The following is an 18,029-nucleotide window of genomic DNA, read 5'->3' as shown; positions in this document are numbered from 1 at the left end:
TGAAACAAAAATGTGTAGATGTTAATTTCATATTGATATTTTACATGTTATATCAATCCGATGATACTCAGATATAAATTAAAGTAAAACCAATTAGTAGATCTACATTTATTATCATTAGTTACTGGAATGTAATAACTAACAAACCAGCGCATGCTATATTTTATTACTAATTACTTTTATTAACTTTTTAATGGGTATCTAAGTCATAAACACCCATTAGAATAACTAATATCTCTAAATGTAAATGGCAGTTTCTATTTCTGATCAACATGACATTAACAATTAGGATGATTTATCCTTTGTTTGGATGTTTTTTTGTTAATGTCGTATTAATCTCATAGCAATCTCTCATTTCATGTCAATGTTGTCTTTATGGATATTCGAAGTATGCTTATCTAATTTTCGTTAACATATCAATCTCATTGTCTTATTTATGAACTTATTAATATATGCAAACGTACACTATAAATCGGATATCTACAAAATACATCACTTGGATTATGCTAGTATTCTGAGTCGAACCTTAGTATCTTAAAAACTTCCTCAAAATTATCTATAAAATCCTTCGTTTATGGTTCACATTTCATGTTAAAAGGTAATCTTTTTAGATCAACATGTATACAAAGGGTTGATCTATATCTATTATAGTTAACAAAACATTAACAATAGGTGTTCGTATGTTATTAGTAGGTGGTTGTAGTATCAGTTTCATGTCAATGTCATGTTTCATGTTAATGTCAACTTACGGGCTCAATCTGTTCTTTAATGCTGATAAAGATCATTTTGTTGATACTGACTACATAAATTTCTATCACGACATGCAATATACAACTTAAATTGTACATTCTACACTAAATTAATATACATAAGTAGATCCTAACTTTTATGTAGCAAGTAAATAGGGAGTAGGACGAACCTCTTCGAAGTATTATGATTGTGCTCCTATATCCTTGAATACCGTTTTGTTTATTGAACAATACTAACTCTACATTAATATTATTTACTTTTTACTAGTTTTTATACGTGATAATTAGATTTTGGGCGTTACTTTTTGTATTTTCCGTTATATACCCGGATTATATCCTTATAACTTATTTACAAAATAGCTTTATTTCCTTATCATTAATATTAAGTAGCCTAATTTGTTAATCTCATAGCAACTATCAATAGCGCTACTACAATAATATATATATTCCCATTAACAAAACATTACCAATTATATATTTCAAATTGGTAATAAAGTTACTGATTCACCGAATTCTATACTGAACGTTAATGTTCTGTTAACAAGTATATGTTTACATGTTAATTCTATATTTCATGTAATTCACTGGATTGGTAGGGATTTTTACTTATATTATCGAAATACTAGCTAACATGTTAATCTCAGCTCACATGTTAATTATAATTAGTTATTTATGAGTTGATTTTTGAGGAGGTAGTTACAATGATTGAGCAAAAAAATGAAAAACAAGACCATCAAATTAACGATGATGATATATTAGATGATAATGTTTTCGAAAAAGCATGGCGGATAACAGAATTCTCAAAACTAGTAGGACGTCATCATAATACAGTTTATAATTGGTTCAATATCCTAGAAGAAAAGGGACTTCATGAAACTTTAAGAACTCAAAATACAAATGAAAAACTCTATAATGCTTTAGATCTTGAAATTGCTCTATTTATAAAGCAGAAAAGGGATGAGAAATGGTCTCTAGATGCAATTATTGACCTTTTACCACACCAATTTGATTTAAGACCAGTTTCACCAGAACATCAAACAAATGAGGTATCCACTGAATTAAACCTTCAAGCTACTGCTGAAATTATTGAAAAAATGGTAACTAAACAGTTAGAAGAAAAAATAAAACATATTGAATCTCATTATGAAGAGAGGGTAGAAAGTATATTAAAGCAGTTACCACAACCAGAAGATGTAGAAACGCTAAAATTGCGTCAACGCCAAGATAGGCTTGATAATTTTATTATTGAGCATAGGGCACGTCAGGAATTAAGAAAACAAGCAGAGAGCTTATGGAATAACAAACCTGAGGAAGAGCGCACTAGAAAAGCAGGCTGGTTTAAAAAAGAGGAAGACTTGAGTAAAAAACAACTCTTCATAGAGCAGTACATACAAGATAATATTATTGAGTATATAAAATCTCTTATGGATTCAGTGGAATAATAAAAAAGTCTGGAACTTAGTCCAGACTTTTTTATTATTTTGTAGTACCAAACATCTTATCTGGATCTAGAAAATCTGCTAGATCTTCATCTTCATTTGCTCCAGCATTATTATTTTCTTCGTCACTACCCATATCAATAAAATCTCCAAATGCAAAACCTAAATCCTCATCCTCATCTATACTTTCAATCGTACTAATTTGAGACTTTTTATACTGAATTTGGCTTTGTCTTTCTTTAAATTCATTAAATTCTTCAACTAAACCTTTAGATAATCTCGATGGTAATGCATCGGTTTTATAGAAGGTATATACAGTTCCTAAGAAATCATTCTTACTTACCAAATATCCATTAAAAACTGTACCATTTATAGGTAAATTATTTGAAACTTCTACCTTAGCGTCATCCATAAAGGAATCATTAATATTCTTTTGCTCATCTAGGATAGCAAGCATACCAAAATGATGTACTTTTGATGCTTCAACAGAACCATCATCGTTCTTCTTCATCAAATCAATCGGGGGATGGAAAGAGCTTCCTCTTAATGATTCTTGGAACATTTCTATAATTGCATGGCTATTTTCTATTTGATTCATATTACGTGAAACCTTATTAATTACTAAACAGCCCGTTTTCTCAAGTAAAATACGTTTAAAATCTTGAGAATCCAGTATTACAGATGTACCAGATCCATTAGCAGCGGTATTTAACTCATGAATAATTTCACTAATACGTTGATTTGCATAATCTCGTGAATTAGCGATACCTTTTTTCTCATTTTCATTCAATTCCTTAAATTCATCGTAAAAATGCTGGTTATCAGCAAACACAACAAATGCTACACCTTTTGATTTATCATTTGCTAATTTCCAAATTTCCTGTGAAAATTTATTTACTTGTCGTAATACATCAGGCCCATCTGCTCGGACGGGAAGAGTTACAACAATCCCCATTTTAATAAAGTCTTTGCGCTCAATAGCATTTTCAAAGGCTATTCTCGCAAACTTCGCTTGATTCGCCTTGATTTCAGACATTGGATATAGCTGCGCAACTTTTTGTAATTCTTGTCTGATTACTGGCTTGTTATGAAAAGCCGAAAATTCTTCAATAGCCTTAATGATTGTAGAAGTTCCAGTTCCTCCACCTAAACCTGCAAAAAATAAAACAAGTTCATCCGAAGGTCTTACTCGTTCAGTAATAAATTCTTTTAGCTTTTCTTTTGCTTCCTCATTTGAATCAAGGACTTTTACTGCACGCTCAGGATTCTTACCTAAACCACCTAATTTCAGTGAAACTTGATTACTTTTGGGTACATTTTTTAATTCAGCTAGATCTCCATCATTACTGTTTAGTGCTAAGCAATTATATACTGCTGTACCATCTGTATGTGTATATTCCGCAAATTTATCTACCATTCTAGTACCAGCTTGACCAAAACCGACCATCGTCATTTTAACTGCCACTTCATTCTTCAAGAAGTTTTTTGCCATTATTTTATCTCTCCTTATTTATCTTTTTTCTTTTCCCTAACTCAATCAGTACTTGTTGCCCTCTATAAGTTGAGATCAAAAATTTATATGGGTGCATGGTTTTTTCATAGATTAAAGACATTGATGATAGTGTACTCACACTTATTTCAGCTGAACGTCTAGATATATTCGTACGTTCAACCTCTAAAGAATAGGATTTTCCCTTTTTTTTCTTTACTCTCCTATCAATAACTACATTTTCCACTATTTCATTAATAGATATGCCCCTCATGTACTTCGTCTCTTGAAATTGTTTATTTACTATGTTTCCTATGTATAGAAATACACTATAGAGTATCTCATCTTGTTCAAGTATATCAGCAAACATGTTTACTACTTCATCTGCAAACTTGATTGTTTGATATTTTTCACTTAAAACTTCGTTCAAGTCGTCCCCCCCTTAAAACACTGGTTAATTATTCCTAGAAACATAGTACATCATTACACGTCGTATATCAAGTCATTATAAATAAAACTTATATACAGGACTTGTATATAAGACTTATAAAATTAAAAATAGAATTAATATATATTTTATAAGGGTTTATGTATACGCCTTATATATAATGCGTATACATGTTATATCAATCTTAAATTTCATGTGATTGACATTTCAAAAAAGATTATTTAAAAAACCAAATCAAAATTCTAAAAAACAGATTAAAAACCACCAATTTTTTTAGCATAAAAATTCCAGAAAAATTTATACACCTTATATATAAGCTTTACATATAAAATGTATAAAATAATGCTTTTATATCGTAGTTAAACCGAAAAATAAATTATCTATTTTACATACAAGTTTTATATAAGACACTTATATAAAACTTGTATGTAAACCGTATTTGTAAAGCTTATATAATTCAACTAAACTTTTTTAATATTCCAACAATAAATATTGTTCGAGTGTATTTATATTACTAGGTAGATTTCAAGACATTCTTATAGCAATTCACACTAAGTTTTTCTTTGTTATCTAGCTGTTTTAACGGGATTTATCACTTATAAGACCACTCATTGTTAATGTTATGTTAATGTACTGTTCTTCACTTAGTACTTGTTAGTTCACATTATTATATATGTTATAAGAAAAATTATCCTCTTTTCCTCATTTGAATTCAATTCCTTGTCAATTTCATTCATTCCTCAAAAGCCAGTAGAAAAGGTTGTTAATTTCATATGAACAGCATCAATACCCTCAATATTCAACATATTAAAAAGGGAGTACTAGGATAAATCAACTTTGACATTCTAAAAGTAGTAGGCTAACAATCACATCTCTATTATAAAAAAGAAACATTTGTTCAAACTAGATTATTAAAAGTGAAATCTCATCTTATTAACATCAAAGTGATACTTACATTATAATAAAATTTTTTGTAATGCAGGAGGAATGATGATAGCAATTACAACCTCACATAAAATTAACAACTGTTCAATTTTATTATTTCAGTTAAGATAACTCCTTGTTTAACGAAGAAAAAGTGAAGGTAATTCAATTGACTAAAACCAATATGTTAAGTATCTATAGACATATTGTTAACTTATTTATGATTTGGTATAAACAATTAATATTATTTGTCTAAGTGAATTTATGATTCTATACAAGAAAAAAACATAAAAGAAAAAGTTAGAATTTTACATTGAGCAAATAGTAGAAGTTGAAAAGAGCGTTTCATCACTAATAAAAAGTTGAATTTCGAATTAAGGATAGAAAAAATTATTCTTTATTATCAATAAACCTTTTTATAAATCTTGAATAATTTTAATCAATTAAAATAGTAGTTTGGCTATCTAATAAATGTTAGGACGTCATAACATTATTTTATAAATAGAATTTCATTATAACTATTGTTAGGTATCTAGTAGTAGCTCGTCCTAACAAAACAAACGATTTAATAGAGCCTTATAAATCAATAATTTATAAGAGATTTATAAGAGTAGTTTTCATCTCAACTTCAACGTACAAAATGAAGTAGCTCTAAAAATTAAAATGTCTTATATATTTTTTCAGGTTTTACAACCACCACATCAATGTAATAGTATATTAAAAATAATAAGTATTTAATTTAGTTTAATTCAATATAAGAGGTGTATGCATTGTCCGAAAAAGTGTATAAATATAGAAGATCAGGTACCCAAAAACATTTTCACTTAAAAGAAGCTGACATATTTGTCTTTACAGTTTTATATTACAAAAGGGCACTTACAACAAGGCAAATCACGCAGTTATATAGTGCATTTGAGGGAAGAGAATGTTCTGAAGCTAGCATATTTACAAAGCTTGACCGGTACTCACAATATGGAGCTATGTTAACTAAAAGAATAGATAAAAGGGCTGACAGTATTACGAAACGCGCTTTATTTTCCTTAAAAGAAAAGACAATTGAATTCTTATTGGAAATAGGAAGAATTCCCAAAAAAAGTTCAAAAAGACGGTACTCAAGAACAACTTCTCTTCACACTATGTGTTCACGTGAAGTCATGATCCGTACTCTTTTAGCGACTACAAAGAAGACACAAACCAATGAAGTATTATATGAATTGGATATTCGTTCTTTTTACCAGAAAAAAAATATAAAAATTGAGGACAACCAATTGGCCTTGATTCCTGATGAACATATTTCATACCAAGATAAAAATATCCATATTGAGATGGACATGTGCAAAGAGACAAATTCTATCTTAGTTGAAAAAGTAGAGAAGTACATAGAATATGCAAAAAAAACAAATGAGGATGTAACGGTTGTCTTTGTTATGTACGACAAATCAATGTTCCTTGCTGAAGATGCAGAACCGCCATACATACGTATGAAAAATCTATTATTTTCTATGCGGAAGCATCATGAATTATTAATGAATATACCAAATCTAAATGTACACATTTGCTCATTGAAAGATGCTGGGGATGTTATTTCAGATATCATTCTAGGAACAAATGATAATCAAAACTTGGAACAAGATATTCTTTTTCCTTTATCTCAACGTACAGTAGGAGATGTCAATTGGCGTTACACTTTTGTCGAAAAAATTCAAACGTTTAAAGAATCAATAGATGGTGGCCTTCGACGCACATACAAGAGAGATAAAGCTTCTATTCAAGATTTCTTTTTTATTTTTGGAAATGAAAATGATTACCGAATGATTGCAAGATTAGATGATGTCGTGTTTTCAAGAAGGGATGGAGATGAAGGCGTTCCGCTTGTAGTTATCTATCCTAAACGTGAAAATCCTAGAGATATTCTACTGATGGACACTTATGATAATGTACTACTTCTATCCATTCAAAATACAAATATAGCAACCGATGAACAGCTCATGGTACATGCTGCAAATAACGTTAATCCGAAAAGACGTAAACTTGTAGAATTATATTAATCGTTTATTTTTTATATACTTTTATATAACTTTATTGATTTTTATTATTTAAGGTGGTAGAATAACGTTTGAACTAAACACTCAAAACTACAATCAAATCAGAACATATGAAATTAAGGCAAGCGACACACGCTGTTTTTACAGTGGGTGTCGCTTGCCTTTTTTTGTATGGAGAAAGGTGGAAGTGGAAAATGACAATGAACTTACAATTTGCAACAACTACTGGGGGAGTGCTCTCAGCAAGAGAAGCATTTAAAACTCCAGAACTAGTCCTTAAACATATTACAGAAGGGGGAGCTAAATTTTGCGTTTCCCTACAAGATATCAAAATTCCAGGGAAACCTAATTATTATTGGTACGATGTAATAATTGAAACTGCGGCGAATAACAAACTAGAGATAAATATTGCAGTACTTTCTCAAGAAGAATATAACCAATTGTGTGAAGGAGATAGTATTGACTTATATTTAAAACAAACTGAAGATGCAGCGAAGTTCTTTCTAAAAAAATCAAAGGAACAATTCAAGCCAGAACTTCATAATCGTTTTACATTACACCATAAAGCTCAACTATGTCTTTAAAAAGTAGGTGAACCCTTATGGAGACATCTAAGCAAAGATTACCATTATACACTACAATCGCCTTATTTAGCGGATTTATCCTTTCATTTGGATTTGGTGTAGCAAACTACATCCAGTTACTCTACTATGCATTTGAACCACCGTCTTATCCTATAGAAATTACATATGTACCACTATTTTTAATGTTCTTCTCTTTGCTATTAGGAGAATTTAGTTTTAGGTTCTACAGCCGTATCCCAGCTTTACAATTTCAAAATGGCAAGTTATTAATTTTAATTGCTTCTCATATTGCAGTAGATATTCAGTTTTTATGGTTTGCAACTACTCCTATCCATGCGAAAGTTATTCCTTATCTTATGAATAAAGCAAAACATGTTAATTTTGGTGAATATCAAGCAATAGGGGATGTATTAACAGGAAATTTCCATACACTCACCATGATATTTGTATTCTTACCGACCGTATTTATGATTTTGTTTACTCTTTGGTATAGTGGCCATATTATCCGTTACAGAGAAGAAATCTTAAAGTGGGTACAAAAATACGAATATAAAAATCATAAGTTGCAAAAGTGGTTTAATAGCCAAGAGGAACAAATATATCCTGATGTTGATATAGGTCCTCATATTAAGCACAAAGAAATGATTCGAATCAAGGGGAAAGATAGAACCCTAAATGGAATTATTATTGGTCCTATTGGTTCTGGTAAGACATCTAGTTTAATTATTCCAATGATTAATCAAGATTTACACTGGATGGTACGTTTTATAAATAAGTTTGAAAATACGTATAAAAAGAATAATTATGATACAGAAGAAGTAAAAGGAACATTTTTAAATGGGATAACTGTTATTGAACCGAGTAATGATTTATGTCAAAAGGTATTTAAGTTAGTACAAGCACACAAGATTCCTGAAAGTTCAATTTATTATATTGATCCCACAAACCCTGATACCAAAAACATTAATATTTTACGTGGACCAGTTGATAAAGTAGCCGAGGTTTTTGCAATGGTTATCCAGGGTCTGTCGGAATCTAATAATGCATTCTTTGAACAAGCACAACGGAACCACCTTAAGCAACATATTTATTTATTAAAACTACATAACCCACAAAAAGATGTGACCTTTGATGACTTAATAGATATGTACGACGATGTAGAACGTGTACACCGTATGCACAAACTATTAAAAGTACAGGTAGAAAAATTATATGATTTTGTTCAAAGTGGTGTTGCTTCACGTGATCAAAAAAACGAATATAAGATTATAAAAGGTATCGATGAATGGTTCGATAATACCATTCGTGAAAAAACGGGTTTCCAAGGGGAACCGGCCGTTTATAAATCTGGAAAATATCGTGGAAAACCAATGCATTATGACCGGGAAGAAGAATATGTAAAAGGTTTGCGTAACATCTTAAAAGATTTAGCCTCAAATGTTTTAATACGACGTGTTTTATTTGGAAAATCAGATTTTGATTTTGATGTTCACCTAGAGCAAGGTGGTATTTTACTAGTAAATACAGCCAAAGGAGAACTTGCAGATCTTTCTAATGTACTAGGAAAATTCGTATTACTAAGTATGCAAAATGCTGTATTCCGAAGAGAACCAAATATTTCACCATACCATCATATTATTGTGGATGAATTCCCTGATTATGTTGTGCGCCCGTTCAAAGAATTCCCTGCACAATCTCGTAAATATAAAGTCATTCTGACAATTGCAAGTCAAACACTATCTCAATTAGCTTTGGATTTCACAGAGCAGTATATGTTTACTTTACTAGGTTCGTTCCGTAACAAGATGATATTTGGTGATGTAACACCATATGATGCGAAAATTTTCTCTGACATGTTTGGTGAAACAGAGGAATTTAAAGAATCCGAATCCGAACAAGGGATTTCTCCTATGCAAGAGAATCCCGTTAGTCGCTTAGGTTCGACATATCAAAAATTAAAAGAAGTCGTTATGTCACCAGGAGATATTATGGCACAAGGTGCCTTCATTTGTGCTGCGCGTATTGTACAAGACAATCATGTGCAACCTGTACAACAAATTACTAGTAACTTTGTACCCAAAGAGGAATTTACTCAAGCAATCATTCAAGTAGAGATCAAGTCTGGACAATATTGGGAAACTGAACGTCTTCGACTCATTGAAGAATCTATCGCAAAATCAAATCCTATGAAACATGTAGATGCAAATAATAAAAAACAGATAGAATCATTTCCACCTATGCATGGTGATAAAATAGAACAAAATAATTCCATAGAAACAAACACTGTAGAAAATGTAACTTTTCCTGATTATTTTAAGGATGTCAGTCAACAGGGAAATGTTATTGAAGAAACTGAAAATAAGTTGTATGAAGAAATTAAGGCATTCGTTATTGAATCACAACAAATCTCACCATCTCTTTTGCAAAGAAAATTCAGAATCAGCCATATAAAGGCTGTAAAATTTATTGAGAAGTTAGAACACAATCACATTGTGAGCACTTACACCGGGAATAGCCCTCGTAAAGTTTTAATTTCAAACAATAATAATACGTTGATATTATCAAAGGATTCTCAAATCAATACTACTCCTTCATCTAATACAGATTTAGATAATACGACTTCACGAGAAAATAGCATTCCAAACGAAAAATCAGAAGCAAAGCAAGAGGAAACAGGCTTCTTTAAAGACATCCTATATGATGATGTAGTAGCCTTTGTTAAGGCATCAGGGAATTCTTCTATACATGCACTACAGAACGCATTTAAAATTGATTATACACGTGCTTCAAGATTACAAGATGCCCTACAACGGAATGGCGAGCTGCCGAATATAACAAAAGAGACACATAGGGAAATAGTAGGTCCTAAAAAAAATATGGAGCTAGCAGAACGGAAGAAAGAGGTATCTAATACTATGCTGGAACCAAAAAGGGATATAGATTACCCAATTCATTTCGGAATTCCTGTAGAAACTGATCCATTGCAAAAAAAGCTTCTAACAGAGGGACTTATAACCACAGTATTAGAGGAAACAAAAACAGATATGAAAACTAATTTGAAACCAGCTACAAAAACAGTTAATCCCACTAAAGAAAATAAACTTGATGAAGAGGTTGCAAAAGTTTACGAATCTATTAGCATTACTGTTCATCAAAACTTAGAAAAGAATATGGTAGAGAACACTAGAAATAATGAAGAGCAGCATGAAGATAAACATATCGACTATAAAGAACGCAAAAAAAACTTAAAAGCCAAACAAAAGAATACGTATAACAATACAAATTCACTACTTAATAAAAACCAGCAACAAAAGAAAAATACATCTAATGTAATGAGTAAGGAATTAGATGATTTTTTTGATTAATACCTATAGAAACCTAAAATAACTTTTTATTCAAGATTATATTTTTAGGGAAAATCTAACTTAAATTAGGAGGAAAGGTTAGATATAGTATTTTAACTTTTCCCTTTTCAAAAAATAATACTTGCACAAATTACATAAAAACGTTATATTTTAATTAATAATTATACAAATAAAACATGACTTACGTGAAGGACACACCTTACGTACCATTCCAACGGTACAGGTGTGTCCTTTTTTACGTTCAAGGAGGAAAATATAATGGTTGAAGATAAGGTAAATACTCATATTACAAAAGAACTAGGGATGGCATTTGAACCGGATAACACGCTAGAGGACATCTTTATAGAATCAACTTTCAATCAATTTGAAAGAATACGTGAACATGAATTAGAAGAATTAGCTCGTATGAAACGTGAACGTACTGTAGGGAAAGGCTTAATTACAATAGTATCTGAAAAATTATTCCCAACTAAAAACGGGACATCTGAGCGGATACAAGTGCTCACAATGCAAATTGGTACTCATACGACAGCATATTGTCCACTTACAGAGGCAGGTATAAATATTCCTAAAAATCCTCAATGGCTGATAGGTAAAACAAAACCCGTTATTATTGAGCATTTCCAAAGAACTGAGGAAGGGAACTTTGCTGTTGTATCTATCACTGCAGGAGAACTTGCACTGCAAAGAAAATTATATGAAGAAATAGTAGAGCAAGAGGGGAATAAAGTATACACAGGAACAGTTTCTGGACATATTCCATCTGCACAAACTATTCTGGTTGAAGTTCATGGTGTAACAGTAGGAGTAAGATACTCGCAATGGTCTCATTCATTCGTTCGTTCGGCGGATATTATTATTGGCGATGTTGTAGAGCTTATCATCGATAAAGTAGTGGAAAAGGATGGGCGCTATGAGTTTAGAGGAAATAAAAAGAAACTTGAAACGGATCCAATGGAAAAACTATTAGAATTAAACAAACGACGTGACCGCTTTGTAGGTAAAATTGTAGGTGTAGATGCTATTGCTGGGATTTTCGTAGAAGTTGCACCAGGTATTCAATTTAAAGGGTTAAAGGGTCGTAATCTGGCAAATCCAACCGTGGATGACGCAATAAACCAAACAATTGTTACATGTGAGCTGCTTAATATTGATGCTAAAAATAGAAGAGGAACTGTACGTATTCTAAATTATCCGCAAGGCCAAAGTAAAAAATCTAATTCGTCAATTTACCAATTTTAATAGATGATTATGCGTACAATAAAGAAACAAATGTCTACTTATATTCCTTCTATTCCTCATTTATCAAGTGAGGATGTACAAGGACTTCAAATATATCGGATACATGACTTGGATAAAACCTATGTATTCCACTCTTATGACGAATTAGTTAAGTTTAAGCAGCTTTTAACAGAGGAACAATATGCTATACTCAATTTCATTGGTGTTCATACATCTGTTCGGTTTAATCATTTATTATATCTATTCAAGAATAAATTTTCACGGAAGAAAATTAATAATGCACTTCAAGGATTACTTTACTATCAATTTATAGAAAAATGGCAAGTAGAAATTTTTGATATGGAAATCTTTGAAGAAACATATACCTTATCCAATAATGGATTTAAACTACTAAAATACTGGCAAGGGAATATGTTCTTCTTTGCCCCAGAGCGTCTTGACAATCATGGTAAATATGTTCACCTACGTTATTGGCATGACATAGACCTACTTTGTCATTTACGCTACGCTCCTTCATTTTTAGGTCATATTATGCATCCATCTATTAGTAAAGGGGTTTTTACCCCTTCTTTAAGTTTTATAGTAAATGGAGGAAAAGAACGTAAATTTAACTTTGTTGTATACTCCACCTTATTATCTGATCAAAAGGATCGATTAAAACGAATAATTGCTAGATGGCAGACTTTTGTAGAGTCAGGAAAAGATGTTATTATGCAGGACTTAGGGAATAACCCTACAATCTTAGTTATTTATGTTTCTACTAAAAAACAAGCAAAGAAAATTAATAATGAACTATTACTTGATTTAATTCCTGGTAAAGTATTGTTATGCATAGGGGAATCTTTACATTTTCAAGGATTACAACACGCTTTTTATCAACCTCTTGCAGAAGGGGAGATTAAACAATTAGATACAAAGCTATTTAAAGAAAACTAATCCACCTTACAAGCTTTCGCTTCAAGGGTGGCTTGTTTATTTTATAATTAGCTTGAAATATTCAAAAAAACTTAACAAAATTAATAATCCTGTATCTACCTCTATACAAAGCAAGGATTTTGCGAAATAATATTCTTTGACACCTGTTAATAAAATAACATTATATACAAATATAGTTATTTCATTGGAGGAATATACAAGAAAGGAGTACTATATTGCTACGTATACAAAGAGGGTACATGTACGATCCTGATAATAATGAGGTAATAGTAAATGAAATTTTCTATGATGGTACATCAGAAAAAAAGTTAGGCAGTAAAATGGGGATATTTGATCCAGTTAAAGTACCTATTGCTATTTTTGAAAAGGTCCAGGAAAACGAAAGTATGACCTATATGGAAAATGTTGAAGTAGAAGAAAAAAATATTAAGGAAATACTTTGTTATTTAGTTCAAAATCAAAAGCCCGAAAAACTATATTTTGAAATACAGTACATGAAGTAACACCAGGGCCTGAATATAAGAGGGGATTTATAGCAGGGGAATCAGGGGCATTATTATACAATACATGTGGGATCTGCATATAAACTTCCTTCTTATCTCTGTTCTATTGAAAACAATTGAATATAATATAAAAATGGTTTAATATAAATCTATATTTATTGTTTAATTGATTCCGTCTATTCCCACGCCCTATGTGTTGTGGTTGAGTTTTAGAAACAAGTTATATTTTTGTTTCAATTATGAAAGGGCTTCTTTGAGCCGATTAGTGTATATATAGCTTATTTTGCTATGCACATTTTAATCGACTTGAAGAAGTCCTTTTTGTGTTGTCTTCAAGTTAGGAATCACTTATACATAAACCTTTAGGACTAAAAGTATGCTAAATGAGAAAGTACAAATTTTGTGCTTTTTGTTTAATTTAGGGGAGAGATTATATGAATTTTTACAGAGTATAGCATAAAAAAATATGGATAAAACGCACATATTTCGTGCTTTTTATTTAGAAAAGAGGATATTTATGATGAAATATGAACATGCAATTACTTTAGATAAGCCAATCTTATCAATAGGGGAAATCATTTAAAATTTTCAAAAGAAAAAAATAATTAACACGTTAAAAGTTATGAACTTACTATCTATAAAATCAAAACTTTATATTGTTGGAAATTCCAAAATTTCACTATGAAGTAAGATAATAAGTATCAATTCATAATGGCATTCGAAAGAGAAGAACAAGGGAATCTAAATATGTAAAGACTTGTTGCAATGCTAAAAGCACAAGGAATTAGAATATGAAACTTGAGAGGAGTTATATAATATGATTACAGTTAATCGAGGATACATGTATGTTCCAGATGATAATGAAGTCTTAATTACCGAAATTTATTATGAAGCTGCTACAGATACTAAACTAGGAAGTAAAATGAATAACTTATCTTATTCAGCCATTCCTAATGAGATTAAAGAAAAAATAGAAGCAACTGCTTCATTATCCTATGTGGAAAGCATTGAGATGTCTCAGCCATTAGCTGTCCTATATCAAAATGAAATTAACATATATGGAAAACCAGAAAAACTATACTTTGAGTATACAAACATTTAAAAAGAAAAAAGACATTGAAACAAACTGTTCAATGTCTTTTTTCTTTTTAAACTATAGAGGAACAAATGGTTAAGGCTTTGTTTGGCATCCTATAGTGTTTTAGGTGTGTTATACTTATATTTGTTAATTATAATATTACGTAGAAAGTTAGGTTTGTTTACTACTATTCGATATATATAACTGGAGGAAAAATTATGTTTTTTTTTAAAAAGGCAGTATGTGGTGTTTGTGATACAAAGGTTGGTTTAAATCGTTATAAAATACTAAAATCTGATGCATGGCTATGCCCAGATTGCTTTGATAAAGCAGGTGGCTTGGGTGTTGTAAGTGTAAGTACGGACACTATGGAAGAATTGAAAGCTACAATCGATGCAAAGGTAGCAAAACTTGCTGAGGATCCATTGTCATGCGCTGAAGGAATGTATCAATTCTGTATAGATAATACATTTGGTTCTGGCTTTAATGAAAAGTGGGGTGTAAAACACTTCAAGGTATTAGAAGATAACTTGATGAATGGCGAAAAAATTCATATGACTTATATCGGAATGCACGATTATCAATCTACAACAAAGCATGATGGTTATTATGCCTACGCCATAAGTAATAAACGCATTATGTTCGGACAAAAAACAATGACTGGTGAAAAATTCAAAGCAGTAGATCATGAAAAGATAAATGATATATCTTTTGAAATAGGGATGTGGTTAGGCTTTCTAACAATTGATACTCCGCAAGAAAAGATCAAAGTTGCGTTAGATAAAGATTCAGCAAAATCCATTAATAATCATATCCATCAAGTTCTAGATGCTTTAAAAAGCAAACCTACTGAAGCTCAACCACAAGCAGTATCTGCTCCAATATCAACAGCAGACGAATTAAAGAAATTCAAAGAGCTATGCGATATAGGGGTTATTACAGAAGATGAGTTTAACGCCAAAAAGAAGCAGTTACTTGGTATATAAATACAAGATAAACAAGGCAAGTATATTAGAGGGAAAAAGACATTAAACGTATTTGTTCAATGTCTTTTTTATTACACTGCAGAGAAGCATGTATAATAAATATTGTAAATGAAATAGAAACTGCACCCTATACGAATTATTGACTAACCTAGAGTTTCTTTTTAGATGACAGTTTATTAAATTTTTAGCGATAAAAGCCAATAATTTAAAATTGAGACATCCTATTTCTTATAATCTGAATAATAATTTTTGTTACCTAGGACAAGGATACCAAGGTGCTGAGGAGGTACTAAGAAAAGTACGAATTTTCCCAAAGTCATCATAAATATTGCGTGGAATAGTCCACGTGTGCGTGACAGTATAGTTCTTTAACCTACAATCAGGTGATACAATATCCCGCCATTCAGTAAGGAACCCTCCATCTTTGGTTAAATAAAGAATCTTAAAAACCGGATTCCACACTACTTCCCCCCAAGAGGGTCCTGTTGTTATTTAGGATGTATGAAAAACTAACTTGACTACTCTTATCAGAATTTAGCATAACTGTACCAGTAACGTTAGATATAGACATAAAAACATCGCTTTTATCCCCAGTACTACTGTTGAATACAATCCAGCCTGGGGCAAAGTATATTTTAGTTAAGCGGATATTATCCAATTCAGCAATTTTTAAGACTGTGTCTTTTGGTTCAAATCCCATAAAATATCCCCTCTCATCCAAAAATATATTCATTGTATGAATGTATTTTTGTCCTAGTAAATTGGATTTAACTATTTTTAAAAATTAGGTAGTATTACTACTTTACTTAAATCTAAAATACATAAGTTGTCATGAACGAATTATTATTTTGAAGGAGATGAAATATTAATGCATATAGTTCCGTGTTGTCATCTACAGGTATATACATCATTTACACCAAATCCTATGCAGTATATTCCATATGGGTCATGGAATACTTTTGTACAGCTCAACCCGCAACCACTACCTCCTGGTACTTTTGTAGAACTCAATCCACAGCCACTACCTCCAAGATATCATTATTAAAAACAAAGGCTTTCTAAAAAACTTAAATTGCGGAGTACATCTAAAGACCACTGGGAAGGTAATCTTTAGATGTATTTACATACAGAACATTGCTTCATATACAACTACAGAGGAACAAAGCATTCTATTACAAGTAACCCCTAATTTAACTTTCACTTACCTTTGGTCTTTCGTCCTTCATCAAGTTAAGGAATAAGGTATCTGTGATGATGGGTTCTAACAAGACTTCAAGAAGGTTTACAAATGTTATTAAGCATTGAAGGACGTTGGGAAATAAGGGCACAATATGAAAATAAATATGTAATAGTAAGGAGAAGAGAAGCGCATATATAATATACTTAAACGTCAATATAATTCTATTTTCCAAGGGGTGATTTGGATTAACGAGGAAGTACAAAGAGAGCTAAACCTATTAGTACAAAAAATTTGTGAGACCGTGTCTTTTGTCCAAAAAATTATCCTTTTTGGCTCTCATGCTTATGGTACACCAAATAAAGATCGTGATTTTGATCTTTGTATTATTGTGGATGGTGTAGGAACAAGAAAGAGAGAAGTGATTAATCTTATCAATTGGGGTATTTACGATGTGATGGAAACACCAGTTGATATTTTAGTATATGGACCTGAAGAGTTTCAAGAACGTGCTAACCGTAATGTAACCATGGAATACAAAATTGCACTAGGGGGGCAAGTTTTATATGAAAAATACTGAGGATCTAGAAGAGTTGCTATTCATTGCAAAATCTAATTTAGATTCTGCTAGGTACTTAACTCACATGAAACCTTTCCCTGCCTCAGTTATTTGTTACCATAGTCAACAATGTGTTGGGAAACCTCTAAAAGGATTTCTTACACTAAACATTAGAACAGCCCCTAAAACTCATAACCTTTTAATGCTGCACAAATTTTGTCGTAAATTAGATGAGGAGTTCTCATTGATTTTAGAACAATACGTGCAGCTGAATGGTTATGTTACAAACATTCGTTATCCGTATTTTGAAGCACTTACTGTCCAAGATGGATTAATGGCTCAACATGCTCAAAAAGTAATGAGTTTCTATAATGAAAAATTAAACAAGCTAAATATACATGAAATTGTGATTGATTAAAAATAGAGGATATGCATAAGAGAGGGTTCCTATAGCAAGGGACTCTCTTTTTCTATGTAAAAAAGAAGGGGCAAGTTTTATAATGAT

At 31.2% G+C, this 18,029-nt stretch carries 14 protein-coding genes; 11 read left to right on the top strand and 3 right to left on the bottom strand.

Annotation, left to right across the window (positions count from 1 at the left end):
• The first annotated feature begins 1,450 nt into the window (after positions 1–1,450).
• Positions 1,451–2,191, top strand: coding sequence for a MerR family transcriptional regulator (locus NST27_RS28615; RefSeq protein WP_000572539.1), 741 nt, complete (start codon positions 1,451–1,453; stop codon positions 2,189–2,191).
• A gap of 34 nt (positions 2,192–2,225) precedes the next feature.
• On the opposite strand, the gene NST27_RS28610 is transcribed toward NST27_RS28615, so the two are convergent.
• Complete coding sequence (locus NST27_RS28610) at positions 2,226–3,680, bottom strand: cell division protein FtsZ (RefSeq protein WP_001097031.1); 1,455 nt, start codon at positions 3,678–3,680, stop codon at positions 2,226–2,228.
• Between the two features lie 4 nt (positions 3,681–3,684).
• Positions 3,685–4,107, bottom strand: a complete 423-nt coding sequence (locus NST27_RS28605) for a hypothetical protein (protein ID WP_001006726.1) — start codon at positions 4,105–4,107, stop codon at positions 3,685–3,687.
• A 1,712-nt stretch (positions 4,108–5,819) separates the two neighbouring features.
• Here NST27_RS28605 and NST27_RS28600 point away from each other — a divergent pair.
• The 8 genes from NST27_RS28600 (at position 5,820) to NST27_RS28565 (ending at position 15,788) form a co-directional block, all read left to right on the top strand.
• Entirely contained in the window at positions 5,820–7,097 is a 1,278-nt protein-coding gene (locus NST27_RS28600; RefSeq protein WP_061661803.1) for a replication-relaxation family protein, read from the top strand.
• A 107-nt stretch (positions 7,098–7,204) separates the two neighbouring features.
• Positions 7,205–7,678, top strand: a complete 474-nt coding sequence (locus NST27_RS28595; RefSeq protein WP_002006391.1) for a hypothetical protein — start codon at positions 7,205–7,207, stop codon at positions 7,676–7,678.
• A 17-nt stretch (positions 7,679–7,695) separates the two neighbouring features.
• The gene (locus NST27_RS28590) at positions 7,696–11,043 is read left to right on the top strand and encodes a DNA translocase FtsK (RefSeq protein WP_061661804.1); all 3,348 of its coding nucleotides are present in this window, start codon (positions 7,696–7,698) and stop codon (positions 11,041–11,043) included.
• Positions 11,044–11,301: 258 nt separating this feature from the next.
• Positions 11,302–12,285 carry a hypothetical protein gene (locus tag NST27_RS28585; RefSeq protein WP_000228952.1) on the top strand — a complete coding sequence of 328 codons (984 nt, stop codon included), beginning with the start codon at positions 11,302–11,304 and terminating at the stop codon, positions 12,283–12,285.
• 9 nt (positions 12,286–12,294) lie between these two features.
• Positions 12,295–13,221, top strand: coding sequence for a hypothetical protein (locus NST27_RS28580; protein WP_170868018.1), 927 nt, complete (start codon positions 12,295–12,297; stop codon positions 13,219–13,221).
• Positions 13,222–13,436: 215 nt separating this feature from the next.
• A complete protein-coding gene (locus tag NST27_RS28575) occupies positions 13,437–13,724 on the top strand; it encodes a hypothetical protein (protein ID WP_002183131.1) in 288 nt (95 codons plus the stop codon).
• 817 nt (positions 13,725–14,541) lie between these two features.
• Complete coding sequence (locus NST27_RS28570; protein WP_000633829.1) at positions 14,542–14,826, top strand: hypothetical protein; 285 nt, start codon at positions 14,542–14,544, stop codon at positions 14,824–14,826.
• A gap of 194 nt (positions 14,827–15,020) precedes the next feature.
• Positions 15,021–15,788, top strand: coding sequence for a PH domain-containing protein (locus tag NST27_RS28565; RefSeq protein ID WP_061661838.1), 768 nt, complete (start codon positions 15,021–15,023; stop codon positions 15,786–15,788).
• A 442-nt stretch (positions 15,789–16,230) separates the two neighbouring features.
• On the opposite strand, the gene NST27_RS28560 is transcribed toward NST27_RS28565, so the two are convergent.
• Positions 16,231–16,488, bottom strand: a complete 258-nt coding sequence (locus NST27_RS28560; RefSeq protein ID WP_240525090.1) for a hypothetical protein — start codon at positions 16,486–16,488, stop codon at positions 16,231–16,233.
• 670 nt (positions 16,489–17,158) lie between these two features.
• Between NST27_RS28560 and NST27_RS28555 the strand changes: the two genes are divergently transcribed.
• Positions 17,159–17,545 (top strand): nucleotidyltransferase domain-containing protein, encoded by a 387-nt coding sequence (locus NST27_RS28555; protein WP_061661839.1) that lies wholly within the window; start codon positions 17,159–17,161, stop codon positions 17,543–17,545.
• Positions 17,532–17,942 carry a HEPN domain-containing protein gene (locus NST27_RS28550; RefSeq protein ID WP_000798818.1) on the top strand — a complete coding sequence of 137 codons (411 nt, stop codon included), beginning with the start codon at positions 17,532–17,534 and terminating at the stop codon, positions 17,940–17,942. The genes NST27_RS28555 and NST27_RS28550 overlap by 14 nt, the downstream gene beginning before the upstream one ends.
• The last annotated feature ends 87 nt before the right edge of the window (positions 17,943–18,029 follow it).

Origin of the sequence: Bacillus sp. FSL W8-0770, from assembly GCF_038008705.1 — a bacterium.
Classification (GTDB): Bacteria; Bacillota; Bacilli; order Bacillales; family Bacillaceae_G; genus Bacillus_A; species Bacillus_A cereus.
This window is presented reverse-complemented; position numbering and strand designations above follow the sequence as displayed.

Coding starts and splice junctions, on each gene's coding strand:
- NST27_RS28615 (WP_000572539.1), top strand. CDS start 1,451: ATGATTGAGCAAAAAAATGAAAAACAAGACCATCAAATTAACGATGAT.
- NST27_RS28610 (WP_001097031.1), bottom strand. CDS start 3,680: ATGGCAAAAAACTTCTTGAAGAATGAAGTGGCAGTTAAAATGACGATG.
- NST27_RS28595 (WP_002006391.1), top strand. CDS start 7,205: ATGAAATTAAGGCAAGCGACACACGCTGTTTTTACAGTGGGTGTCGCT.
- NST27_RS28590 (WP_061661804.1), top strand. CDS start 7,696: ATGGAGACATCTAAGCAAAGATTACCATTATACACTACAATCGCCTTA.
- NST27_RS28585 (WP_000228952.1), top strand. CDS start 11,302: ATGGTTGAAGATAAGGTAAATACTCATATTACAAAAGAACTAGGGATG.
- NST27_RS28580 (WP_170868018.1), top strand. CDS start 12,295: ATGCGTACAATAAAGAAACAAATGTCTACTTATATTCCTTCTATTCCT.
- NST27_RS28570 (WP_000633829.1), top strand. CDS start 14,542: ATGATTACAGTTAATCGAGGATACATGTATGTTCCAGATGATAATGAA.
- NST27_RS28565 (WP_061661838.1), top strand. CDS start 15,021: ATGTTTTTTTTTAAAAAGGCAGTATGTGGTGTTTGTGATACAAAGGTT.
- NST27_RS28560 (WP_240525090.1), bottom strand. CDS start 16,488: ATGGGATTTGAACCAAAAGACACAGTCTTAAAAATTGCTGAATTGGAT.
- NST27_RS28550 (WP_000798818.1), top strand. CDS start 17,532: ATGAAAAATACTGAGGATCTAGAAGAGTTGCTATTCATTGCAAAATCT.